The organism is Ramlibacter sp. (assembly GCF_035554825.1).
GTDB lineage: Bacteria > Pseudomonadota > Gammaproteobacteria > Burkholderiales > Burkholderiaceae_C > Ramlibacter.
In genome coordinates this window covers 1-18115 of sequence record NZ_DATMHS010000155.1, presented here as the reverse complement: position 1 = coordinate 18115, position 18115 = coordinate 1, and the positions used below count along the sequence as shown (strand labels likewise).

The 18115-nt window shown below is 69.9% G+C and carries 19 protein-coding genes; 18 read left to right on the top strand and 1 reads right to left on the bottom strand.

Annotation, left to right across the window (positions count from 1 at the left end):
• The 6 genes from VNT59_RS19565 to VNT59_RS19540 form a co-directional block, all read left to right on the top strand.
• A partial coding sequence (locus VNT59_RS19565; protein ID WP_325501239.1) for a Phenylacetic acid catabolic protein occupies nucleotides 1–452 on the top strand: 452 nt, incomplete at its 5' end.
• Between the two features lie 150 nt (nucleotides 453–602).
• Nucleotides 603–896 (top strand): 1,2-phenylacetyl-CoA epoxidase subunit PaaB, encoded by a 294-nt coding sequence (gene paaB, locus VNT59_RS19560; RefSeq protein ID WP_325501237.1) that lies wholly within the window; start codon nucleotides 603–605, stop codon nucleotides 894–896.
• 8 nt (nucleotides 897–904) lie between these two features.
• Nucleotides 905–1678 (top strand): 1,2-phenylacetyl-CoA epoxidase subunit PaaC, encoded by a 774-nt coding sequence (paaC, locus tag VNT59_RS19555; protein ID WP_325501235.1) that lies wholly within the window; start codon nucleotides 905–907, stop codon nucleotides 1676–1678.
• Nucleotides 1678–2202, top strand: coding sequence for a 1,2-phenylacetyl-CoA epoxidase subunit PaaD (gene paaD / locus VNT59_RS19550; RefSeq protein WP_325501233.1), 525 nt, complete (start codon nucleotides 1678–1680; stop codon nucleotides 2200–2202). The genes paaC and paaD overlap by 1 nt, the downstream gene beginning before the upstream one ends.
• An 86-nt stretch (nucleotides 2203–2288) precedes the next feature.
• A complete protein-coding gene (paaE, locus tag VNT59_RS19545) occupies nucleotides 2289–3371 on the top strand; it encodes a 1,2-phenylacetyl-CoA epoxidase subunit PaaE (protein ID WP_325501231.1) in 1083 nt (360 codons plus the stop codon).
• A gap of 4 nt (nucleotides 3372–3375) precedes the next feature.
• Nucleotides 3376–4014 carry a TetR/AcrR family transcriptional regulator gene (locus tag VNT59_RS19540; RefSeq protein WP_325501229.1) on the top strand — a complete coding sequence of 213 codons (639 nt, stop codon included), beginning with the start codon at nucleotides 3376–3378 and terminating at the stop codon, nucleotides 4012–4014.
• A gap of 19 nt (nucleotides 4015–4033) precedes the next feature.
• Here VNT59_RS19540 and VNT59_RS19535 read toward each other — a convergent pair whose 3' ends face one another.
• On the bottom strand, nucleotides 4034–5263 hold the full coding sequence (locus tag VNT59_RS19535; RefSeq protein ID WP_325501227.1) for a pyridoxal phosphate-dependent aminotransferase: 1230 nt from the start codon (nucleotides 5261–5263) through the stop codon (nucleotides 4034–4036).
• Between the two features lie 190 nt (nucleotides 5264–5453).
• Here VNT59_RS19535 and VNT59_RS19530 point away from each other — a divergent pair, with 190 nt between their 5' ends.
• The 12 genes from VNT59_RS19530 to VNT59_RS19475 form a co-directional block, all read left to right on the top strand.
• Nucleotides 5454–6434, top strand: a complete 981-nt coding sequence (locus tag VNT59_RS19530; RefSeq protein ID WP_325501225.1) for a D-2-hydroxyacid dehydrogenase — start codon at nucleotides 5454–5456, stop codon at nucleotides 6432–6434.
• A gap of 78 nt (nucleotides 6435–6512) precedes the next feature.
• Nucleotides 6513–7502, top strand: coding sequence for a tripartite tricarboxylate transporter substrate binding protein (locus VNT59_RS19525; protein ID WP_325501223.1), 990 nt, complete (start codon nucleotides 6513–6515; stop codon nucleotides 7500–7502).
• A 93-nt stretch (nucleotides 7503–7595) separates the two neighbouring features.
• Entirely contained in the window at nucleotides 7596–9179 is a 1584-nt protein-coding gene (locus tag VNT59_RS19520; protein WP_325501221.1) for an ABC transporter substrate-binding protein, read from the top strand.
• Nucleotides 9180–9209: 30 nt separating this feature from the next.
• Entirely contained in the window at nucleotides 9210–10160 is a 951-nt protein-coding gene (locus VNT59_RS19515) for an ABC transporter permease (RefSeq protein WP_325501219.1), read from the top strand.
• Nucleotides 10147–11070, top strand: a complete 924-nt coding sequence (locus VNT59_RS19510; RefSeq protein ID WP_325501217.1) for an ABC transporter permease — start codon at nucleotides 10147–10149, stop codon at nucleotides 11068–11070. Before VNT59_RS19515 ends, VNT59_RS19510 begins: the two co-directional genes overlap by 14 nt.
• The gene (locus VNT59_RS19505; protein WP_325501215.1) at nucleotides 11063–12049 is read left to right on the top strand and encodes an ABC transporter ATP-binding protein; all 987 of its coding nucleotides are present in this window, start codon (nucleotides 11063–11065) and stop codon (nucleotides 12047–12049) included. Before VNT59_RS19510 ends, VNT59_RS19505 begins: the two co-directional genes overlap by 8 nt.
• Nucleotides 12039–13010 (top strand): dipeptide ABC transporter ATP-binding protein, encoded by a 972-nt coding sequence (locus VNT59_RS19500; RefSeq protein ID WP_325501213.1) that lies wholly within the window; start codon nucleotides 12039–12041, stop codon nucleotides 13008–13010. Before VNT59_RS19505 ends, VNT59_RS19500 begins: the two co-directional genes overlap by 11 nt.
• Entirely contained in the window at nucleotides 13007–14035 is a 1029-nt protein-coding gene (locus VNT59_RS19495; RefSeq protein WP_325501211.1) for a succinylglutamate desuccinylase/aspartoacylase family protein, read from the top strand. Before VNT59_RS19500 ends, VNT59_RS19495 begins: the two co-directional genes overlap by 4 nt.
• Nucleotides 14025–15080 carry a threonine aldolase family protein gene (locus tag VNT59_RS19490; RefSeq protein ID WP_325501209.1) on the top strand — a complete coding sequence of 352 codons (1056 nt, stop codon included), beginning with the start codon at nucleotides 14025–14027 and terminating at the stop codon, nucleotides 15078–15080. The genes VNT59_RS19495 and VNT59_RS19490 overlap by 11 nt, the downstream gene beginning before the upstream one ends.
• A 10-nt stretch (nucleotides 15081–15090) precedes the next feature.
• Nucleotides 15091–16098: a succinylglutamate desuccinylase/aspartoacylase family protein gene (locus VNT59_RS19485; RefSeq protein ID WP_325501207.1), complete on the top strand. Its 1008-nt coding sequence runs from the start codon at nucleotides 15091–15093 to the stop codon at nucleotides 16096–16098.
• A 134-nt stretch (nucleotides 16099–16232) separates the two neighbouring features.
• Nucleotides 16233–17495, top strand: a complete 1263-nt coding sequence (locus VNT59_RS19480) for an ABC transporter substrate-binding protein (RefSeq protein WP_325501205.1) — start codon at nucleotides 16233–16235, stop codon at nucleotides 17493–17495.
• A gap of 67 nt (nucleotides 17496–17562) precedes the next feature.
• On the top strand, nucleotides 17563–18115 hold a 553-nt coding region (locus VNT59_RS19475; RefSeq protein WP_325501203.1), incomplete at its 3' end, for a branched-chain amino acid ABC transporter permease.

Sequence of the window (18115 nt, the reverse complement as noted above, 5' to 3'; positions counted from 1 at the left end):
GATTCGAGAGCCTGCTGGTGATGATGCAGCAGGGCACGCCGGCGCAGCAGGCCATGGTGCAGGACGCCGTCGACCGCTGGTGGTGGCCCTCGGTGATGATGTTCGGGCCGCCCGACGACCAGTCGCCCAATTCGGCGCAGTCGATGCGCTGGGGCATCAAGCGGATCTCCAACGACGAGCTGCGCCAGAAATTCGTCGATGCGACCGTCGAACAGGCGAAGGTGCTCGGCGTCACGCTGCCCGATCCCGAGCTGAAGTGGAACGAGGAGCGCCAGCACTACGACTTCGGCCGGATCGACTGGGACGAGTTCTGGAACGTCGTCAACGGCAACGGCCCGTGCAACCGCGAGCGCCTCGCGGCCCGGGTGAAAGCCTGGGACGACGGCGCCTGGGTGCGCGAGGCCGCGCTGGCGCATGCGCGCAAGCAGGACTCGGCAGCGAAGGCCGCCTGACACCCACTGCCGAACGCAGAGGGCGCAGAAACTCGCAGAGGACGCAGAAGAATTCGTTTTTTCATGGCTGTTCTTCTGCGTCCTCTGCGTATCCTCGGCGCCCTCTGCGTTCGGCTGTTGGGTTTCCTGCACCATTGACAAGGATGTGACATGAGTGACGCGAAACAGGAATGGCCTCTCTGGGAGGTGTTCGTCCGAAGCAAGTCCGGGCTCGACCACAAGCACTGCGGCAGCCTGCACGCGGCCGACGCGAAGATGGCGATCCAGGTCGCGCGCGACGTCTACACGCGCCGGCAGGAAGGCACCAGCGTGTGGGTGGTCCGCTCCGACCACATCGTCGCCAGCGATCCGCGCGAGAAGGACAGCTACTTCGATCCGATGGAGGACAAGGTGTACCGGCACCCGACCTTCTACAAGTTGCCGGCTTCCGTCGATCACATGTGAGGCCGGGCATGCAGGCCTCCATCCAGATCGAAGCAAAGCCCGCGGTGCAGTACCTGCTGCGCATCGCCGACACGGCGCTCGTGCTCGCGCAGCGCCTTTCCGAGTGGTGCGGCCATGCGCCGGCGCTCGAGGAAGACATCGCGCTGGCGAACATGGCGCTCGACCTGATCGGGCAGTCGCGCGCCGTGCTGGCGCATGCGGGCGCGCTCGAAGGCGCCGGCCACGACGAGGACCAGCTCGCCTTCCTGCGCGAGGAGCGCGATTACCGGAACCTGACGCTGGTGGAGCTGCCGCGGGGCGACTTCGCCCTCACCACGCTGCGCAACGCGATCATGGCCACCTTCTTCCAGCTGCTGTGGCAGCGGCTGCGCGAGTCGAGCGACGGCGAGCTGGCCGCGATCGCCGGCAAGGCGGTGAAGGAAGCGCGCTACCACCAGCAGCATGCCGCCGACTGGGTGGTGCGGCTGGGCGACGGCACCGACGAATCGCGGCAGCGCATGGAGCGCGCCCTGCGCGAGCTGTGGCCGTACACGGCCGAGCTGTTCGCCGACGACCGGATCGACGAGGAGGCCGCCGCCGCCGGACTCGGGCCGCGCTGGAGCGAGCTGCGAACGGCCTGGCAGGAGGAAATGGGGGCGATGCTGGGCGAAGCCGGCCTTGCCGTCCCGGCCGAGGTGCCGTTCCTCAGCACCGGCAAGCGCGGGGTGCACAGCGAGCACCTGGGCTACCTGCTGGCCGAGATGCAGCACCTGCAGCGCGCCTATCCGGGCGGGGTGTGGTGATGGCCGACGTCGCCGCCGCCGCGCCGCGCGTGGAACGCGCGTGGGCCGTGCTGGAAACGGTGCTCGACCCGGAGGTGCCGGCGCTCTCGGTCTGCGAACTCGGCATCGTGCGCGAGGTGATCGAGCACGGCGACGCGCTCGAAATCGTGCTGACCCCGACCTATTCGGGATGCCCGGCGACCGAAGCCATCGCGCAGAGCGTGCTCGACGCGCTGGACGCGCGGGGACTCGGCCCGGCCCGCACCACGCTGCGGCGCGCGCCGGCATGGACCACCGACTGGATCACGGCCGAAGGCCAGCGCAAGCTGCGGGAATACGGCATCGTGCCGCCCGGGCCCGTGCCGGCCGACGGCGCGGTGCCGGTGCGCTTCGTCGGCCGTGGCGCGCGCGCGCCGCAACTGGCCTGTCCGCGTTGCGGCAGCCGGCACACCGAACGGCTGTCGGCGTTCGGCTCCACCGCGTGCAAGGCGTTGTACCGCTGCCTCGACTGCCGCGAACCGTTCGAACATTTCAAGCCGATCTGAAAAATGTTGACCCCCACGTTTGCGGCTGCGCCGCTGCACTGCCCCCCGAGGGGGCCCATGCCGCCTTGGGGCGGCCCGGCGGCGGCATGAGCGTCATCTTCCATCCGCTGCGCGTGCGCGCCGTGCAGCCCGACACCGAGGAGGCCGTGATCGTCTCGTTCGACGTGCCGCAGCAGCTGCGGCCCGTCTTCGGCTTCACGCAGGGCCAGTACCTCACGCTGCGCAAGCGGATCGACGGCCAGGACCTGCGCCGCTCCTATTCCATCTGCGCCGGGGTGGACGACGGCGAACTGCGCGTCGGGGTGCGCAAGGTGCGCGGCGGCGTGTTCTCCAACTGGATCAACGAGCACCTGAAGCCGGGCGACACCGTCGACGTGATGGCGCCGCAAGGGCGCTTCTTCGTGCCGCTGGCGCCCGCCGCGCAGCGCCACCACCTCGGCATCGCCGGCGGCAGCGGCATCACGCCGATCCTGTCGATCATGAAGACCGTGCTGGCGCGCGAGCCGCGCAGCCGCTTCACGCTGATCTACGGCAACCGCACGCTGAAGTCCACGATGTTCAAGGAGGAGATCGAGGACCTGAAGGACCGCCATCTCACCCGGCTGGTGCTGCACCACGTGTTCTCGGACGAACATACCGATGCACCGATCAACATGGGTCTGATGGACCGCGCGAAGATCGGCGAGTTCCTGCGGGCGCTGGTCCCCGCGGCCAGCGTCGACCACGCATTCGTCTGCGGGCCGTTCCAGATGAACGACGAGGCCGAGGCCGCGCTGCTGGCCGCGGGCGTGCCGCAGGACCGCATCCACGTCGAGCGCTTCGGCGTGCCGCAGCAGGCCGGCGCGGTCGGCGCCGTGGTGCACGAGCCCAAGCCGGGCGACGCCGAGCGCTCGCGCGTCGTCATCGTCCGCGACGGGCTGCGGCGCGAGATCGACTTCTCGCGCGACCAGGCCAGCATCCTCGACGCCGCTTCCGCGGCGGGCCTGGAGGTGCCGTTCTCCTGCACCTCGGGCGTGTGCGGCACCTGCCGCGCGAAAGTGCTCGAAGGCGACGTGCGGATGGAACGCAACTTCGCGCTCGGCAAGCAGGAGGTGGCCGCGGGCTTCGTGCTCACCTGCCAGGCGCACCCGATGACCGAGCGCGTGGTGCTCTCGTTCGACGAGCGCTGACCGCATGGGACGCGGGCGCTCGGCCGGCTACGCGGAGCAACGCGACCTGATCCTGGCGCAGGCGGCGCTGCTGTTCGCGCGCGGCGGCTATCCGGGCACGTCGATGAACCAGGTCGCCGAGGCCTGCGGCCTGTCGAAGGCGACGCTGTATCACTACTACCGCGACAAGTACGACCTGCTCGTGAGCATCGCGGAAAGCCACGTCACGCGGCTGCAGGCGATCGTCGGCGAATCGCTGGCGCAGGAGCAGACACCGGCCGGCCAGATGCGGCTGCTGATCGGCCGCCTGGTGCGGGAGTACGCGCACGCGCAGAGCGCGCACCGGGTGCTGACCGAGGACGTCAAGTTTCTCCAGGCCGCGGACCGCGAGCGCATCCTCGACAAGGAGCGCGAGGTGGTGAACGGCTTCGCGCGCGTGGTCGCCGCGCTGCGCCCCGACCTCACGCAGCAGGCGCTGAGCAAGCCGCTCACCATGCTGCTGTTCGGCATGATCAACTGGCTCTTCACCTGGATGCGGCCGGAGGGGCCGCTCGACTACGACGCCATGGCGCCGATCGTCGCCGACCTGTTCCTGGGCGGGCTGGCGCAGGTGCAGGCGCCCGTGCAGGCGGTGGCGGTGCCGGGCTCGGCCGGCGCCGCGTGAGCGTGCGCAGGCCTTCGGCTCAGTGCAGCGCTGCACACGCGACGGCGATGCGCTCGCAGGCCTCGCGCAGGTCGGCATCCGAGGCCGCGTAGGAAATGCGGAAGTAGGGCGCCAGCCCGAAACAGCTGCCGGGCACGACGGCCACGTCGTGCGCCTCCAGCAGGTAGCGGCAGAACGCGGCGTCGCTGTCGATCACGCGCCCGTCGGGCGCCCGGCGCCCGATCAGGCCGGCGCAATTGGCGAAGGTGTAGAACGCGCCCTCGGGGCGGCGGCAGCTGACGCCCGGCATCGCGTTGAGCTGCGCCACCACGAAGTCCCGGCGGCGCTGGAACGCATCGCGCCATTGCGTCACGAGCTCCTGCGGTCCGGTGAGCGCCGCGACCGCCGCGGCCTGGCTGATCGACGAGGGGTTGGAGGTGCTCTGGCTCTGCACCACCGCCATCGCCGACAGCAGCGACCTGGGTCCGCCGGCGTAGCCGAGGCGCCATCCGGTCATCGCGTACGACTTGGACACGCCGTTGACGGTGAGCGTGCGCGCCTTCAGTTGCGGCGCCAGCTGCGCGGCGGTGACGAACTGCTGGCCGTCGTACAGCAGGTGCTCGTAGATGTCGTCGCTCAGCAGCCAGACCTGCGGATGGCGCTCGAGCACCTCCAGCAGCGGCGCGAGCTGCTGCGCGGTGTACGCGGCGCCGCTCGGGTTGGACGGCGAGTTGAGCATCAGCCAGCGGGTGCGCGGCGTGATCGCCGCCTCCAGGTCCTGCGGCTGCAGCCGGAAGCCGTTGCCTTCGCTGCAGCGTACCGGCACCGGCCGGCCGCCGGCGATCAGCACGATGTCGGCGTACGACGTCCAGTACGGCGCCGCCATGATGACCTCGTCGCCGGGATCGAGCGTGGCCATGAAGGCATTGAACATCACCTGCTTGGCGCCGGCGCCGGCGGTGACCTCGTCGATGGCGTAGTCGAGCCCGTTCTCGCGCTTGAACTTCAGCTGGATCGCCGCCTTCAGCTCCGGCGTCCCGTCCAGCGCCGTATAGCGGGTCTGGCCCGCGCGAATGGCGCGGATCGCCGCTTCCTTGACGTGGTCGGGGGTGTCGAAGTCAGGCTCGCCGGCACCGAGCACGATGACGGGACGGCCCTGACGGCGGCGTTCGGCCGCCAGCGCGCCGATGCGCAGGATCTCGGAGACTTCGATCGCGGCGATGCGTTGCGCGCGCCTGGCCGGCGCCGCGGTGCGGGAACTCTCGTTCATGCTGAAACTGTTCTTCGTAGTCGCGCGGCGCGATGGGGCCCTTCGCAGCACACGCGGCGCCGGTGCCGTGCCGCAGCTCCTAGGGATCATACTAGCCGCTCGCGCGCGGGTGAAGCCCTATAGTGATTCGCGCCGCGTTGCGTTGCGCGCGCCGCCGAACGGGCCGAGAGAGACAAAGCAGGGACCATCGATGACGACACGCGCGCTGCCGCCGAAAGAACAACTCACCATCTGTTTCGCGCATGCGGCCTACCGCATGCAGGAGCGCTTCCAGGCGCGCAACACCGCCATCCGCTCGTTCGAGGTGCGCTCGGTCGACGAACTGCGCGAGCGCATCGGCGAGGCGGACGCGCTCTGCGTCTCCGGCTTCTGGCGCAACGAGTTCGTGGAACGCGCGCGCCGGCTGGTCCTGATCCAGTCGATCAGCGCCGGCACCGACCAGTATTCGCGCGACGTCCTCGGCCCGGCCGGCATCCGCGTCGCCAGCGCCCAGGGCGTCAACGAACGGGCCGTGGCGGAACACGCCATCGCGCTGATCCTGGCCATCGCCCGCAAGCTGCCGCTGGCGCGCGACAACCAGTCGGCGCGCCATTGGCGCGGCCTGATCTCCGACATCGGCCAGCGCGAGGACGAGCTCGGCGGCAAGACCCTGGTGATCGTCGGCATGGGCCGCATCGGATCGCGCCTGGCGACGCTGGCGAAGGCGTTCGACATGCGCGTGATCGGCGTCAAGCGTGACCCCTCCACCGGCGCCGAGGCGGCCGACCGCGCGGTGCCGCAGGCGGCGCTGCTGGAAGTGCTGCCGCAGGCGGATTTCGTCGCGCTGACCTGTCCGCTCAATCCGTCGACCCAGGACCTGATCGACGCGAAGGCGCTGGCCGCGATGAAGCCCACGGCGGCGCTGATCAACGTGGCCCGCGGCAAGGTCGTGCACGAGCCGGCGCTGGTCGCGGCGATGCGCTCGGGCGCGCTCGCCGCCGCCGCGCTCGATTGCGTCTGGGAGGAGCCGCTGCCGGCCGCGTCGCCGCTGTGGGAGCTGCCCAACACGTTCATCACGCCGCACTCGGCCGGCGAGACCCGGAAATACGAAGAAAACGTGATCGACCTGCTGCTGGAGAACCTGCAGCGGCTGTGGCGGGGCGAGACCCGGCTGAAGAACGATTTCGTCTGAAGTGGACAGGGGCCGGCGCCGCGCGCGGCGGCGACCGGGGGCGGTCAGGTTCGGCGCGCGTCGCCAAGGAGCGTTCGGATGAGGCAGAGCTTTTCCTTCCTTTCCTGCAGGAGCCGCTGGCTGGCCGTGATGACGGTCGCACTCGCCGCGGTCGCGCCGGCCGCCGCGCAGGACTATCCGGCCAAGTCGATCCAGTTCGTCGTGCCGTACCCGCCCGGCGGGGCGTCCGACGTGGTGGCCCGCACCATCGGACAGAAGCTGAGCGAGGCCTGGAAGCAGCCGGTGGTGATCGAGAACCGTCCCGGCGCCAACGGCATCATCGCCATGAGCCATGTCGCGAAGTCGGCGCCGGACGGCTACACCCTGCTGATGGGCAACGTCGGGCCCAATGCGATCAACCCCAGCATCTACAAGCTGCCCTTCGACGCCGCCAAGGACTTCCAGCCGGTGTCGCTCACCAACCTCGTGCCGCTGATGCTGGTGGTCAACGCCAACGCGGGCATCAACTCGGTGGAGGAACTGATCGCCAAGGCCAAGGCGGCGCCCGGCAGGTTCTCGTACGGCACCGGCGGCACCGGCACCGCCGGCCACTTCGCCATGGAGCTGTTCATGATGAACGCCGGCATCAGGATGGAGCGCATCAGCTACAAGGGCGACGGCCTGGCGCTGCAGGACATGATCGGCGGCCACATCCATGCCATGTTCACGACCGGCCCCTCGTCGCTGGCGCATGTGCAGTCCGGCCGCCTGAAGGCGCTGGCCGTCGGCACCAAGAACCGCCTGCCGCACCTGCCGAACGTGCCGACGGTCGCGGAGCTCGGCATGCCTGGGTTCGAGGCGGTCTCCTGGGGCGGGGTGCTGGTGCCCGCGAACACGCCCAAGCCGGTGGTGCACAAGCTCAATGCGGAGATCAACCGCATCCTGAAGATGCCCGAGGTGCGCGAGGCGCTGTCGAAGACCGGCTCCGAAACCGTCGGCAACTCGCCGGAGGAGTTCGAGTCGTACATCGCCTTCGAGACCGGCAAGTGGGCGAAGGTGGCGAAGATCGCCAACATCAAGGGCGAGTGAACGGCGCGGGGGCGATCCGGCAAGCGCCGCTTCGCCGGCGCCCGGTGCGCCGGCGCCGACCGGCGGTTCATCCAACAACAGCAGGAGACATCCATGATCAGTGTGAAAGCCGGCGCGGCCCGCGCGCGCTCGGTGTGCCGGGTGCTGGCGGCCCTCGCCGTCAGCGCCTGCATCGCCGCCGCGCCGCAGCAGGCACAGGCCCAAAAGCGCAGCGCGATGCTCGTGTTCGCACAGGAGGCGCCGCCGCCGACGCTCGATCCCTACTTCTCGTCGTCGATCGCCACGCGCAACATCGCGATGCACATCTTCGAGCAGCTGGTCACGCGCGGCGAGAGCAACCAGGTCATTCCCGAGCTGGCCGAGAGCTGGAAGGTGAGCCCCGACGGCCTGACCTACACCTTCAAGATCCGCAGCGGCGTGAAGTTCCACAATGGCAAGGAGCTGACCGCCGCCGACGTCAAGGCTTCGTTCGAGCGCTACCGGCGCATGGCGCTGGCGCGCGTGACGCTGGCGACGGTCGCCTCGATGGCCGCGGCCGATCCGCACACGTTCGTGCTGACGCTGGCCAAGCCCGAGCCGATCTTCCTGGAGGAGCTGTCGGCCTTCGTCGTGCCGATCGCGATCCTGCCGGCGGAGCAGGCGGACCGTGAGGGCGGCAAGATCGACCTGATCGGCACCGGGCCGCTGCAGTTCGTCGAGTGGGTGCCCGACAGCCACATCCGCCTCAAGCGCTTCGACGGCTACAAGCCGGACCCCCGCGCCAAGGGCAACGACGGTTTCGGCGGGCACAAGAACGTCTGGTTCGACACCGTCGACTTCAAGCTGGTGAAGGAGCCCGGCGCGCGCGTGGCCGGCCTGGAGTCGGGCCAGCTGCAGATCATCGAGGACCTGCCGCCCGAATCCGCCAAGCGGCTGGCCGGCAACCGGAACGTCGTCATCTACGACCTGAAGAACTTCTGGCTGCACGGTGCCTGGGTCAACCACTCGCGGCCGCCGACCAACGACCTGAAGGTTCGCCGCGCGATGCAGCTGGCGCTGGACATGGAGGAGATCATGGAGATCTCCGCCGACGGCGCGTACGGGCTGCAGCCGGGGCTGCAGTATCCCGGCAACCCGTACTACGTGACCGACGGCAAGGAGTTCTACAACGCCAAGGACCCGAAGAAAGCCGCCGCGCTGCTCAAGGAGGCCGGCTACAAGGGCGAGGAGCTCGTGATCATCACCAACTCCAGCTACCAGAGCATGTACAAGGCCGCGCAGATCGTCGCCGAGCAGCTCAAGGCCGTCGGCTTCAAGGTGCGGGTGGACGTGTTCGATTGGGCCACGGCGATGAAGCGCCGCGCCGACAAGGACGCCTGGAACCTGTGGTTCACCGGCCAGGGCTCCGGCCCCTCCGTCGGTCCGTTCTCGGCGATGAAGGACGTGGTCTCGCCCCAGAAGAACCAGGTGATCGCCGACGCGGAGATCGACAAGCTGTATGCCGACATGGTGTCGGGCGCCACGTTCGAAGCGCGCAAGGCGAGCTTCGCCAGGTTCCAGTCGCGTGTCTACAACCAGGTGCTGTTCCTGAAGTTCGGCGACCTCTACCGCAAGCAGGCGGCCCGCGCCAACATCAAGGGCTTCGCCCCCTATCGGATTCCCCGCCTCTGGAACGTGTGGGATGAGGCGGCGCGCTGAGTCCGGGCGCGGGTGGCGCGCGAGCCGGCCATGATCCAGTTCATCGTCCGGCGGCTCCTCGCCGCGGTGCCGGTGCTGCTGCTGGTGAGCCTGATCTCGGCGTCGATCATGCAGCTGGTGCCCGGCGACGCGGCCACGGTCATCGCCGGGCAGAACGCCACCGACGCCGAGATCGCGCAGATCCGCGAGCAGCTCGGGCTGAACCGGCCGTTCCCGGTCAAGCTCGCGGCCTGGTACGTGGACCTCGCGCACGGCGACCTGGGCCAGTCGTTGCTGCTCAACCGGCCGGTCACCCAGGCGATCGGCGAGCGGGTGCCGGTGACGCTGGCGCTCGCGGGCTTCGCGCTGCTGCTCACCGTGGCCGTCGGCGTGCCCTGCGGCATCGTCGCGGCGATCCGCGCCAACACCTGGGTCGACCAGGCGGTGCTGACGCTGGCGCTGGTCGGCGTCTCGGTGCCGAACTTCTGGCTCAGCCTGATGCTGATCGTGCTGTTCGGCGTGATGCTGGACTGGCTGCCGGCGGGGGGCTACGTGCCGTTCGCGGACGACCCGGCGGGCTGGGTGCGCTGCCTGATCCTGCCGGGCATCTCGCTGGCGCTGCTGCAGATCGGCTTGCTCGCGCGCATCACGCGCGCCGCGGTGCTCGAAATCCTGCAGCAGGACTACATCCGCACGGCACGCGCCAAGGGACTGCCCCGGCCGATGGTCGTCGGCAAGCACGTGCTCAAGAACGTGCTGGTGCCGGTGGTGACCGTGGTCGGCATCAGCTTCGGCCTGCTGCTCTCGGGTTCGGTCGTGATCGAGACCGTCTACTCGATCCCCGGCATGGGCCGGCTGCTGGCCAATGCGATCTTCGGCCGCGATTACCCGATGATCCAGGGCGGCCTGCTGGTGACGGCGGCCGTGCTGGTGCTGCTGAACCTCGTCGTGGACGTGCTCTACGCGGTGATCGATCCGCGCATCCAGTATGACCAGCGCTGAGCTCCCGGCCGACCCCCTGGTGGCCGCGACCGGCGGGCCGGCGCCGGCGGAGCCTGAGCTCGCTGCCGTGCCGCCGCCGCCGCTGTGGCGACGGCTGGCGCGCCATCGCCTGTTCATGACCGGCGCCGTCATCCTGGCCCTGATGCTGGCGATGGCGCTCCTGGCCGACCTGATCCAGCTGCTGCCGCCGGAGAAGATGCGGGTGCGGCTGCGGTTCCGCACGCCGGGCTGGGACTATCCGCTGGGCACCGACAACTACGGCCGCGACATCTGGAGCCGCATCGTGCACGGCGCCCGGCTGTCGCTGGCGATCGGCTCGGCCGTCGCCCTGGTCACCGCCGTCGCGGGAACCGTGATCGGCGTGCTGGCCGGCTATTACCGGCGGCTCGACGACCCGCTGATGCGGCTGATGGACGCGCTGATGTCGTTCCCGGCGATCCTGCTGGCGATCGCGATCGCCGCGGCGCTGGGCCCGTCGGCCGGCAACGCGGTGATCGCGCTGGCGATCGTCTACACGCCGCGGATGGCGCGCATCGCGCGGTCCACCGTGATGGTGGTGCGGGAAATGGACTACGTGAAGGCGGCCAGGGCCTGCGGCGCGCGCGACCGCTGGATCATCTGGCGCCACGTGCTGCCCAACAGCATGCCGCCGCTGCTGGTGCAACTGACCTTCGTCTTCGCCTACGCGATCCTGGCCGAGGCGATCCTCAGCTTCCTGGGCGTGGGGCCGCCGCCGCCCACGCCGACGTGGGGCAACATGATTGCCGAAGGCAAGGACTACCTGCGCGAGGCGCCGCACATCTGCCTCTTCCCCGGCATCGCGGTGGCCCTGGTGTGCCTGGCGCTCAACCTGCTGGGCGACGGACTGCGCGACGTGCTCGATCCCCGGCTGCGGGTGCAGCATGGCTGAGCCGCTGCTGCAGGTCGGGAACCTGCGCATCGGCTTCGGCCGGCGCGGCGCGGAGCAGCTGGCCGTGGACGGCGTGAGCTTCAGGCTCGACGCGGGCGAGGTGCTGGGCATCGTCGGCGAGTCCGGCTGCGGCAAGAGCGTGACGGCCCTGTCACTGCTCGGGCTGGTGCCGGATCCGCCGGGACGCGTCGTCGGCGGCAGCATCCGCCTGCGCGGGCGCGAACTCGTCGGCCTCGACGAAGCCGCGCTGAACCAGGTCCGGGGCAAGGACGTCTCGATGATCTTCCAGGAGCCGATGACGGCGCTCAACCCGCTGTTCACGGTGGGCGAGCAGATCGGCGAAACACTGCGCGTGCACGAACGGCTCGGCCGGCGCGAGGCGAAGGGGCGGGCCCTGGCGCTGCTGCGCAAGGTCGGCATCAGCCATCCCGAGCATCGCATCGACCAGTATCCGCACGAGCTGTCGGGCGGCATGCGCCAGCGCGTGATGATCGCGATCGCGCTCGCGTGCGGGCCGCAGGTGCTGATCGCCGACGAGCCGACCACCGCCCTGGACGTCACGATCCAGGCGCAGATCCTGGCCTTGCTGCGCGACCTGCAGCGCGAGCTCGGCATGGGGGTGGTGCTGATCACGCACGACCTGGGGGTGGTCGCGCAGGTGGTCGATCGCGTGATCGTCATGTACGCGGGCCGCATCGTGGAGGAGGGCAGCGTGCGGTCCGTCTTCGAGCAGCCTTCGCATCCCTACACCCGGCTGCTGCTGGAGAGCATTCCCGCGATGGACGGCGAGCAGGACCGGCTGCCGACGATCGCCGGCATGGTGCCCAGCCTCGCGCAGCTGCCGCGCGGCTGCCGCTTTCATCCCCGCTGCCCACAGGCGCACGCGGCGTGCCGCGAAGGCGTACCGGCGTTCGTCGAGGTCGGGGCGGGACACCGCGCGGCCTGCTTCGCATTGAATGGAGCGACACATGCCGTCTGAGCCGCTGCTGCGGGTGCGGGGCCTCGTCAAGCACTTTCCGGTCCGGCGCGGCGCGTTCCTGCCGCGCACCGTGGGCGCGGTGCGTGCCGTCGACGGGCTGGATTTCGAGATCGGCGCGGGCGAGACGCTCGGGCTGGTCGGCGAGAGCGGCTGCGGCAAGACGACCACCGGGCGGCTGGTGCTGCGGCTGGTCGAGCCGAGCGCGGGCGCCATCTCGTTCGAAGGCGAGGACCTCATGCGCCTGTCGCCGGACGAGATGCGGCAGCGGCGGCGGCGGATGCAGATCGTGTTCCAGGATCCGTACGCTTCGCTCGACCCGCGCATGACGGTGCGCGACATCGTCGGCGAGCCGCTGCGGATCCACGGCGTGGGCGATCGCGAGAGCCGGCGCCAGCGGGTGGCCGAGCTGCTCCAGGTGGTCGGCCTGCGCCAGGAATACGCGGACCGCTATCCGCACGAATTCTCCGGAGGCCAGCGCCAGCGCATCGGCATCGCGCGGGCCCTGGCGCTGCAGCCGCGCTTCGTGGTGTGCGACGAGCCGGTCTCGGCGCTCGACGTCTCGATCCAGGCCCAGATCGTCAACCTGATGCGCGACCTGCAGCGGGAGTTCGGCCTGGCGTACCTCTTCATCGCGCACGACCTCGCCGTCGTGAAGCATGTGGCCGACCGCGTGGCGGTGATGTACCTCGGGCGCATCGTCGAGCTGGCCGACAAGCGCGCGATCTACGCCACGCCGCAGCATCCGTACACCCGGGCGCTGCTGGCCGCCGTGCCGCGCGCCAACCCCGGCCCGCGCCAGCCGCTGATGCCGCTGCCGGGTGAGATTCCCAGTCCGAGCGCGCCGCCGCCGGGCTGCCACTTCCACACCCGGTGTCCGCACGCGCTCGACCGCTGCCGCGCCGAACCGCCGGTGCTGCGCCAGGCGGCGCCGGGCCACTTCGTCGCCTGCCATCTGCCATGAACCAAACGACCACGCCCGCGCGCGCGAGCCGCATCACCTCCGAAGTCGACTTCGCCCGCGACGGCAAGCAGGTCGGCTTCCTGCGCCTGCCGCATTCCGTGCATCGCTCGGCCTACGGCTGGATCCCGATTCCGGTGGCCTGCGTCCGCAATGGCGCGGGGCCGACGGTGCTGCTGATGGCCGGCAACCACGGCGACGAATACGAAGGCCAGATCGCCCATGCCAAGCTGTTGCGGCAGCTGGAAGCCAAGGACGTGCGCGGCACCCTGATCTTCCTGACCTCCGCCAATTTTCCGGCCGCCGACGCCGGCATGCGCACCTCGCCGATCGACGGCGGCAACCTGAACCGCTCCTTTCCGGGCGACCCGGACGGCGGGCCGACCGCGCAGATCGCGTGGTACATCGAAAACGTGCTGCTGCCGCAGTGCGACTATGTGCTGGACCTGCATTCCGGCGGCAGCTCGCTGATGTACGTGCCCAGCGCCAACTGCCAGCGCGCGACCGACCCCGAGCGGATGCGCCGTTCGCTGGAACTGCTGCAGGCTTTCGCGGCGCCGGTGTCCTACGTGACCGACGCGGCGCAAGGCGGCGACCAGACGCTCACCGCCGCGGCGCGGCGCCAGGGCGTGGTTCACCTCGGCACCGAGCTGGCCGGCGGCGGCACGGTGACGCTGGCGGCGCTGCGCGCGGCGGAGCAGGGCGTGCGCCGCGTGTTGCAGCGGGTGGGCGTGCTCGCCGATTCGGTGCCTGCCGATCCGCCGCCGCCGACGCGGCTGCTGCAGGTGCGCGGCCCGACGTATTTCGTCTACGCCGCCGAGCGCGGCTTCTTCGAGCCGCTGGTCGAACTCGGCGAGGAAGTCGCGGCCGGCCAGCAGGCCGGTCTCATCCATTCCCACGACACGCCGTGGCGGGAACCGGCCGTGGCGCTGTTCCAGCGCGCCGGTGTCGTGATCTGCAAGCGCGTGCCGTGCCGCACCGAGCGCGGCGATTGTCTGTTCCACCTGGGGTCGACATATGAAGCCTGAGCAGCCGGCGATCGAATTCCGCAGCGACAACGCGGGCCGCGTGGCGCCGCAGCTCATCGAGGCGCTGGTCCAGGCCAACGAGGGCACCGCGCTCGGCTACGGCGCGGATGCGCTGACGGCGCGGCTGCAGACGCGGTTCGCGGAGCTCTTCGAAACGGCCGTGCGGGTGTTTCCCGTGCCCACGGGTACCGCCGCCAATGCGCTGTCGCTGGCGTCCGTGTGCACCCCGTTCGGCGCCGTCTATTGCAGCCCCGACGCGCACATCAACACGTCCGAGTCGAATGCCACGGGGTTCTTCAGCGGCGGCGCGAAAATGGTGCCGCTGCCCGGCCAGCACGGGAAGGTCTCGGCGCAGGCGCTGGCGGCGGCCATCGCCGGCGCCGGTGTCGGGCTCGCCCACAAAAGCCAGCCGGCCGCCGTGAACCTGGTGCAGGCGACCGACCTCGGCGCCGTCTACAGCCTCGACGAGATCGCCGCCATCGCCGAGGTGGCGCATGCCCATGGCCTGAAGGTGCACATGGACGGCGCCCGCTTCGCCAACGCCGTGGCGAGTCTGGGCTGCAGCCCGGCGCAGGCGGCCTGGAAGGCGGGCGTCGACATCCTGTCGTTCGGCGTGACCAAGAACGGCGGCCTGCTCGGCGACGCGATCGTCGTGTTTGCGCCGGACGCGCCGCCCGCGCTCGGCCAGCACCTGCGGCGGGCCGGAATGGTGTGGTCGAAGATGCGCTTCGCCTCGGCCCAGATCCTGGCCTATCTCGAGGGCGATCTGTGGCTGAAGCTCGCGCGCGGCGCCAACCAGGCGGCGGCCAGCATCGCCGCACTGGTCGGCACGCTGCCGGGCGTGCGGCTGGTCGCGCCAGTCGAGGCCAACGAGCTGTTCATCGAAACGGATGCGACCGTCCTGGATGCGCTGCAGGCCGACGGCATCCTGTTCTACCGCCGCGGCCCGCGCCTGGGCCGCTTCGTCTGCCGCTGGGACACCAGCGCGGCCGAGGTCGATGCGCTGGCCACTGCCATCGCCCGCCATGTGGCCCGCCGGGCCTGAGGAAAGCGCGATGAGCAACACCAAGATCTGGACCAAGGTCGACTACGAGCAGGACGGCAAGCAGAACGGCTGGCTGCAACTGCCGCACTCGGTCACCCGCTCGGCCTACGGCAACATCGCGATCCCGATCACGGTCATTCGCAACGGCAGCGGTCCCACCGTGTTGCTCATGGCCGGCAACCATGGCGACGAATACGAAGGGCAGATCGCGCTGTGCAAGCTGATCCGCGAGCTGCAGCCGGGCGAGATCCAGGGGCGGGTGATCGTCCTGCCGGCGGCCAACCTGCCGGCGGCGATGGCGGGCGTGCGCACGTCGCCGATCGACGAAGGCAACCTCAATCGTTCCTTCCCCGGCGATGCCGACGGCACCCCGACTTACGCGATCGCGCACTACATCAACACGGTGCTGTACCCGATGGCCGACCTGTTCCAGGACGTGCACTCGGGCGGCTCGTCGCTGCAGTACCTGCCGTTCGCGTCGATGCGCGTCGGCCCCGACGCGGCGCTGAACGATCGGGCGTTGAGCGCATTGCGCGCGTTCGGGGCGCCGATCGGCCTGGTGTGGGATCACAGCCCGGACCAGCGCCTGTCCCAGGTCGCGGCGATCGGCCAGGGGCTGGTGGCGCTCGGCGGCGAATTCGGCGGCGGCGGGGCGGTGAGCAGGCGCGGCGTGGCGATCGTCGAGCGCGGCTTGCGCAACGTGCTGGCCCATGCAGGCGTGATCGAGCGCAGCAGGGCCGAGGGCGACTTCGACGGGCCGACGCGCCTGATGCAGGTGAAGGGCCGCGACTACTACGTGTACGCGCCGGAGGCCGGTTTGTTCGAGCCGGCGGTCGAACTCGGCGCGCAGGTGCGCGCCGGCGAACTGTGCGGGCATGTGCACTTCGTCGATAACCCGGGCCGCGCGCCGGAGCGCTGCTGCTTCGAGCGCGACGGCATGGTGATCTGCCAACGCCACTACGGGCGCGTCGAGCGCGGCGACTGCGTGGTGCACCTGGCGACGCCATTCGAGGGCTGAGGTGGCACCGCGCGCGTGCTGCTGAGCAGTGCGCACCGTTGTCCCGCAAGCGACGAAGCCGGGATAGTCCCTATCGACCGCCCGGACGGAATTCGGCTCCACTCACGCTGTTCGCAACAGGCAGGAGACAAGTCATGAAATCCCAGGCAAACGGGGTGCGTTCGACACTCCGCATCACGCGGTCCGCGTTCCTGGTCGGCGTGGCGTGCGCCGCACTGGCACTGGGTGCGCCGGGCGCGCTGGCCCAGCCCAAGCCGATCCGCATCGGCGTGCCCACCGCGATGCAGCTGCAGGTGGGACGCGACACGCAGGACGCGATCAAGATGGCCATCGAGGACATCAACGCCAAGGGCGGCGTGCTCGGCCGCAAGCTCGAGATGGTGGTGGCCGACGAAACCGAGAACCCCGAGACCGGCATCAGCGCGATCAAGAAGCTGACCGCCGACGAGAAGGCCGATGTGCTGATCGGCGGCTATACCAGCGGCGTCACGCTGGCGCAACTGCCGCACATCTCGTCGGCCAAGACGATCTACCTCGGCGTCGGCTCGGCTTCGCCGGCGATCCAGGCCAAGGTCAAGACCGATTACGACAACTACAAGTACGTGTTCCGCGTCGGCCCGCTGAACTCCGCGCACCAGGCGCGCCAGCTCACCGGCTTCATCTCGAACTTCGTCAAGGGCGAGCTCGGCATCACCAAGGTGGCGATCGTCGGCGAGAACGCCAAGTGGGTGCAGGACCTGATCCCCCTGCTGAAGAAGGGCGCCACCGAAGCCGGCGCCGACGTGCGCGCCACCGAGTTCTTCGACGCCCAGACCTCCGACTTCTCGCCGCTGTTCTCCAAGGTCAAGGACTCGGGCGCGCAGTACCTGGTGGTGGTGCTGTCGCATGCGTCCAGCGACATCTTCGCCAAGCAGTGGCACGACTCGCAGTTCCCGATGCCCTACGGCGGCATCGACGTCAAGAGCATGGACGGCGACTTCTGCAGCCGCATCGGCGGCAAGTCGGTCGGCGAGATGGCGGCCAACTTCGCGGTGCGCGCGCCGCTGACGCCGCGCACCGTGCCGTTCTTCGACGAGTTCGGCAAGCGCACCAACCGCTCGCCGGTGTACACGGCCTTCAACGCCAACGACGCGGTGTACATCTATGCCGATGCGGTCAAGCGCGCCGGCAGCACCGAGCCCGACAAGGTGATCAAGGAGCTGGAGAAGACCAGCTTCACCGGCATCACCGGCCAGATCGAGTTCGACGACACGCACGACGTCAAGCCCGGCACCGCCACCTTCAAGGGCCCGGCGCTGCTGCTGGCGCAGTGGCGCGACGGGTGCAAGCGCGAAGTGGTGTACCCGAAGGAGCGGCGAACCGCCGACTTCAAGTACCCCGCCTGGATCAAGAAGTAAGCGCCGCGCATTGGCGCTTCATCCCCGCCGCCGCCCGCGGCGGGGCGTCGAGAACAGTGGGGACTTCTTGCTCGAAATCCTGATCATCGGCGCCGTGAGCAGCGCCATCTACGCGATGCTCGCGGTCGGCTTCACGCTGATCTTCGGCGTGGCCCGCATCCTCAACCTCGCGCACGGCTCGTTCTATGCGCTGGGGGCGTACGGCGCCTACTTCTTCACCAGCCTGAAGCTGCCGCTGCTGCCCGCGGCGCTGCTGTCGATCGCCGTGGTGGCGGTGTTCGGCATCTTCGTCGAGCGCGTGCTGGTCCGACCGATGCGGCACTCGCAGCTGGCCGTGCTGATGATCACGCTGGCGGTGGCGCTGGTGGTGGAGCAGGCGCTGTTCCTCACCTTCGGCTCGGAATACCGCAACGTCCCGGCCTTCGTTGACACGAAGTTCTCGATCGGCGGGGTCGACGTGGCCGGCTCGCGTCTGCTGGCGCTGGGGCTGGGCGCGGTGGTGATCGCCACGCTGTGGCTGTTCATCCAGCATACGCGGCTGGGCTCCGCCATCCTGGCGATCTCGCAGGACCCGCAGGCGGCGCAGTACATGGGCATCCCGAGCGACCGCGTGTTCTCGG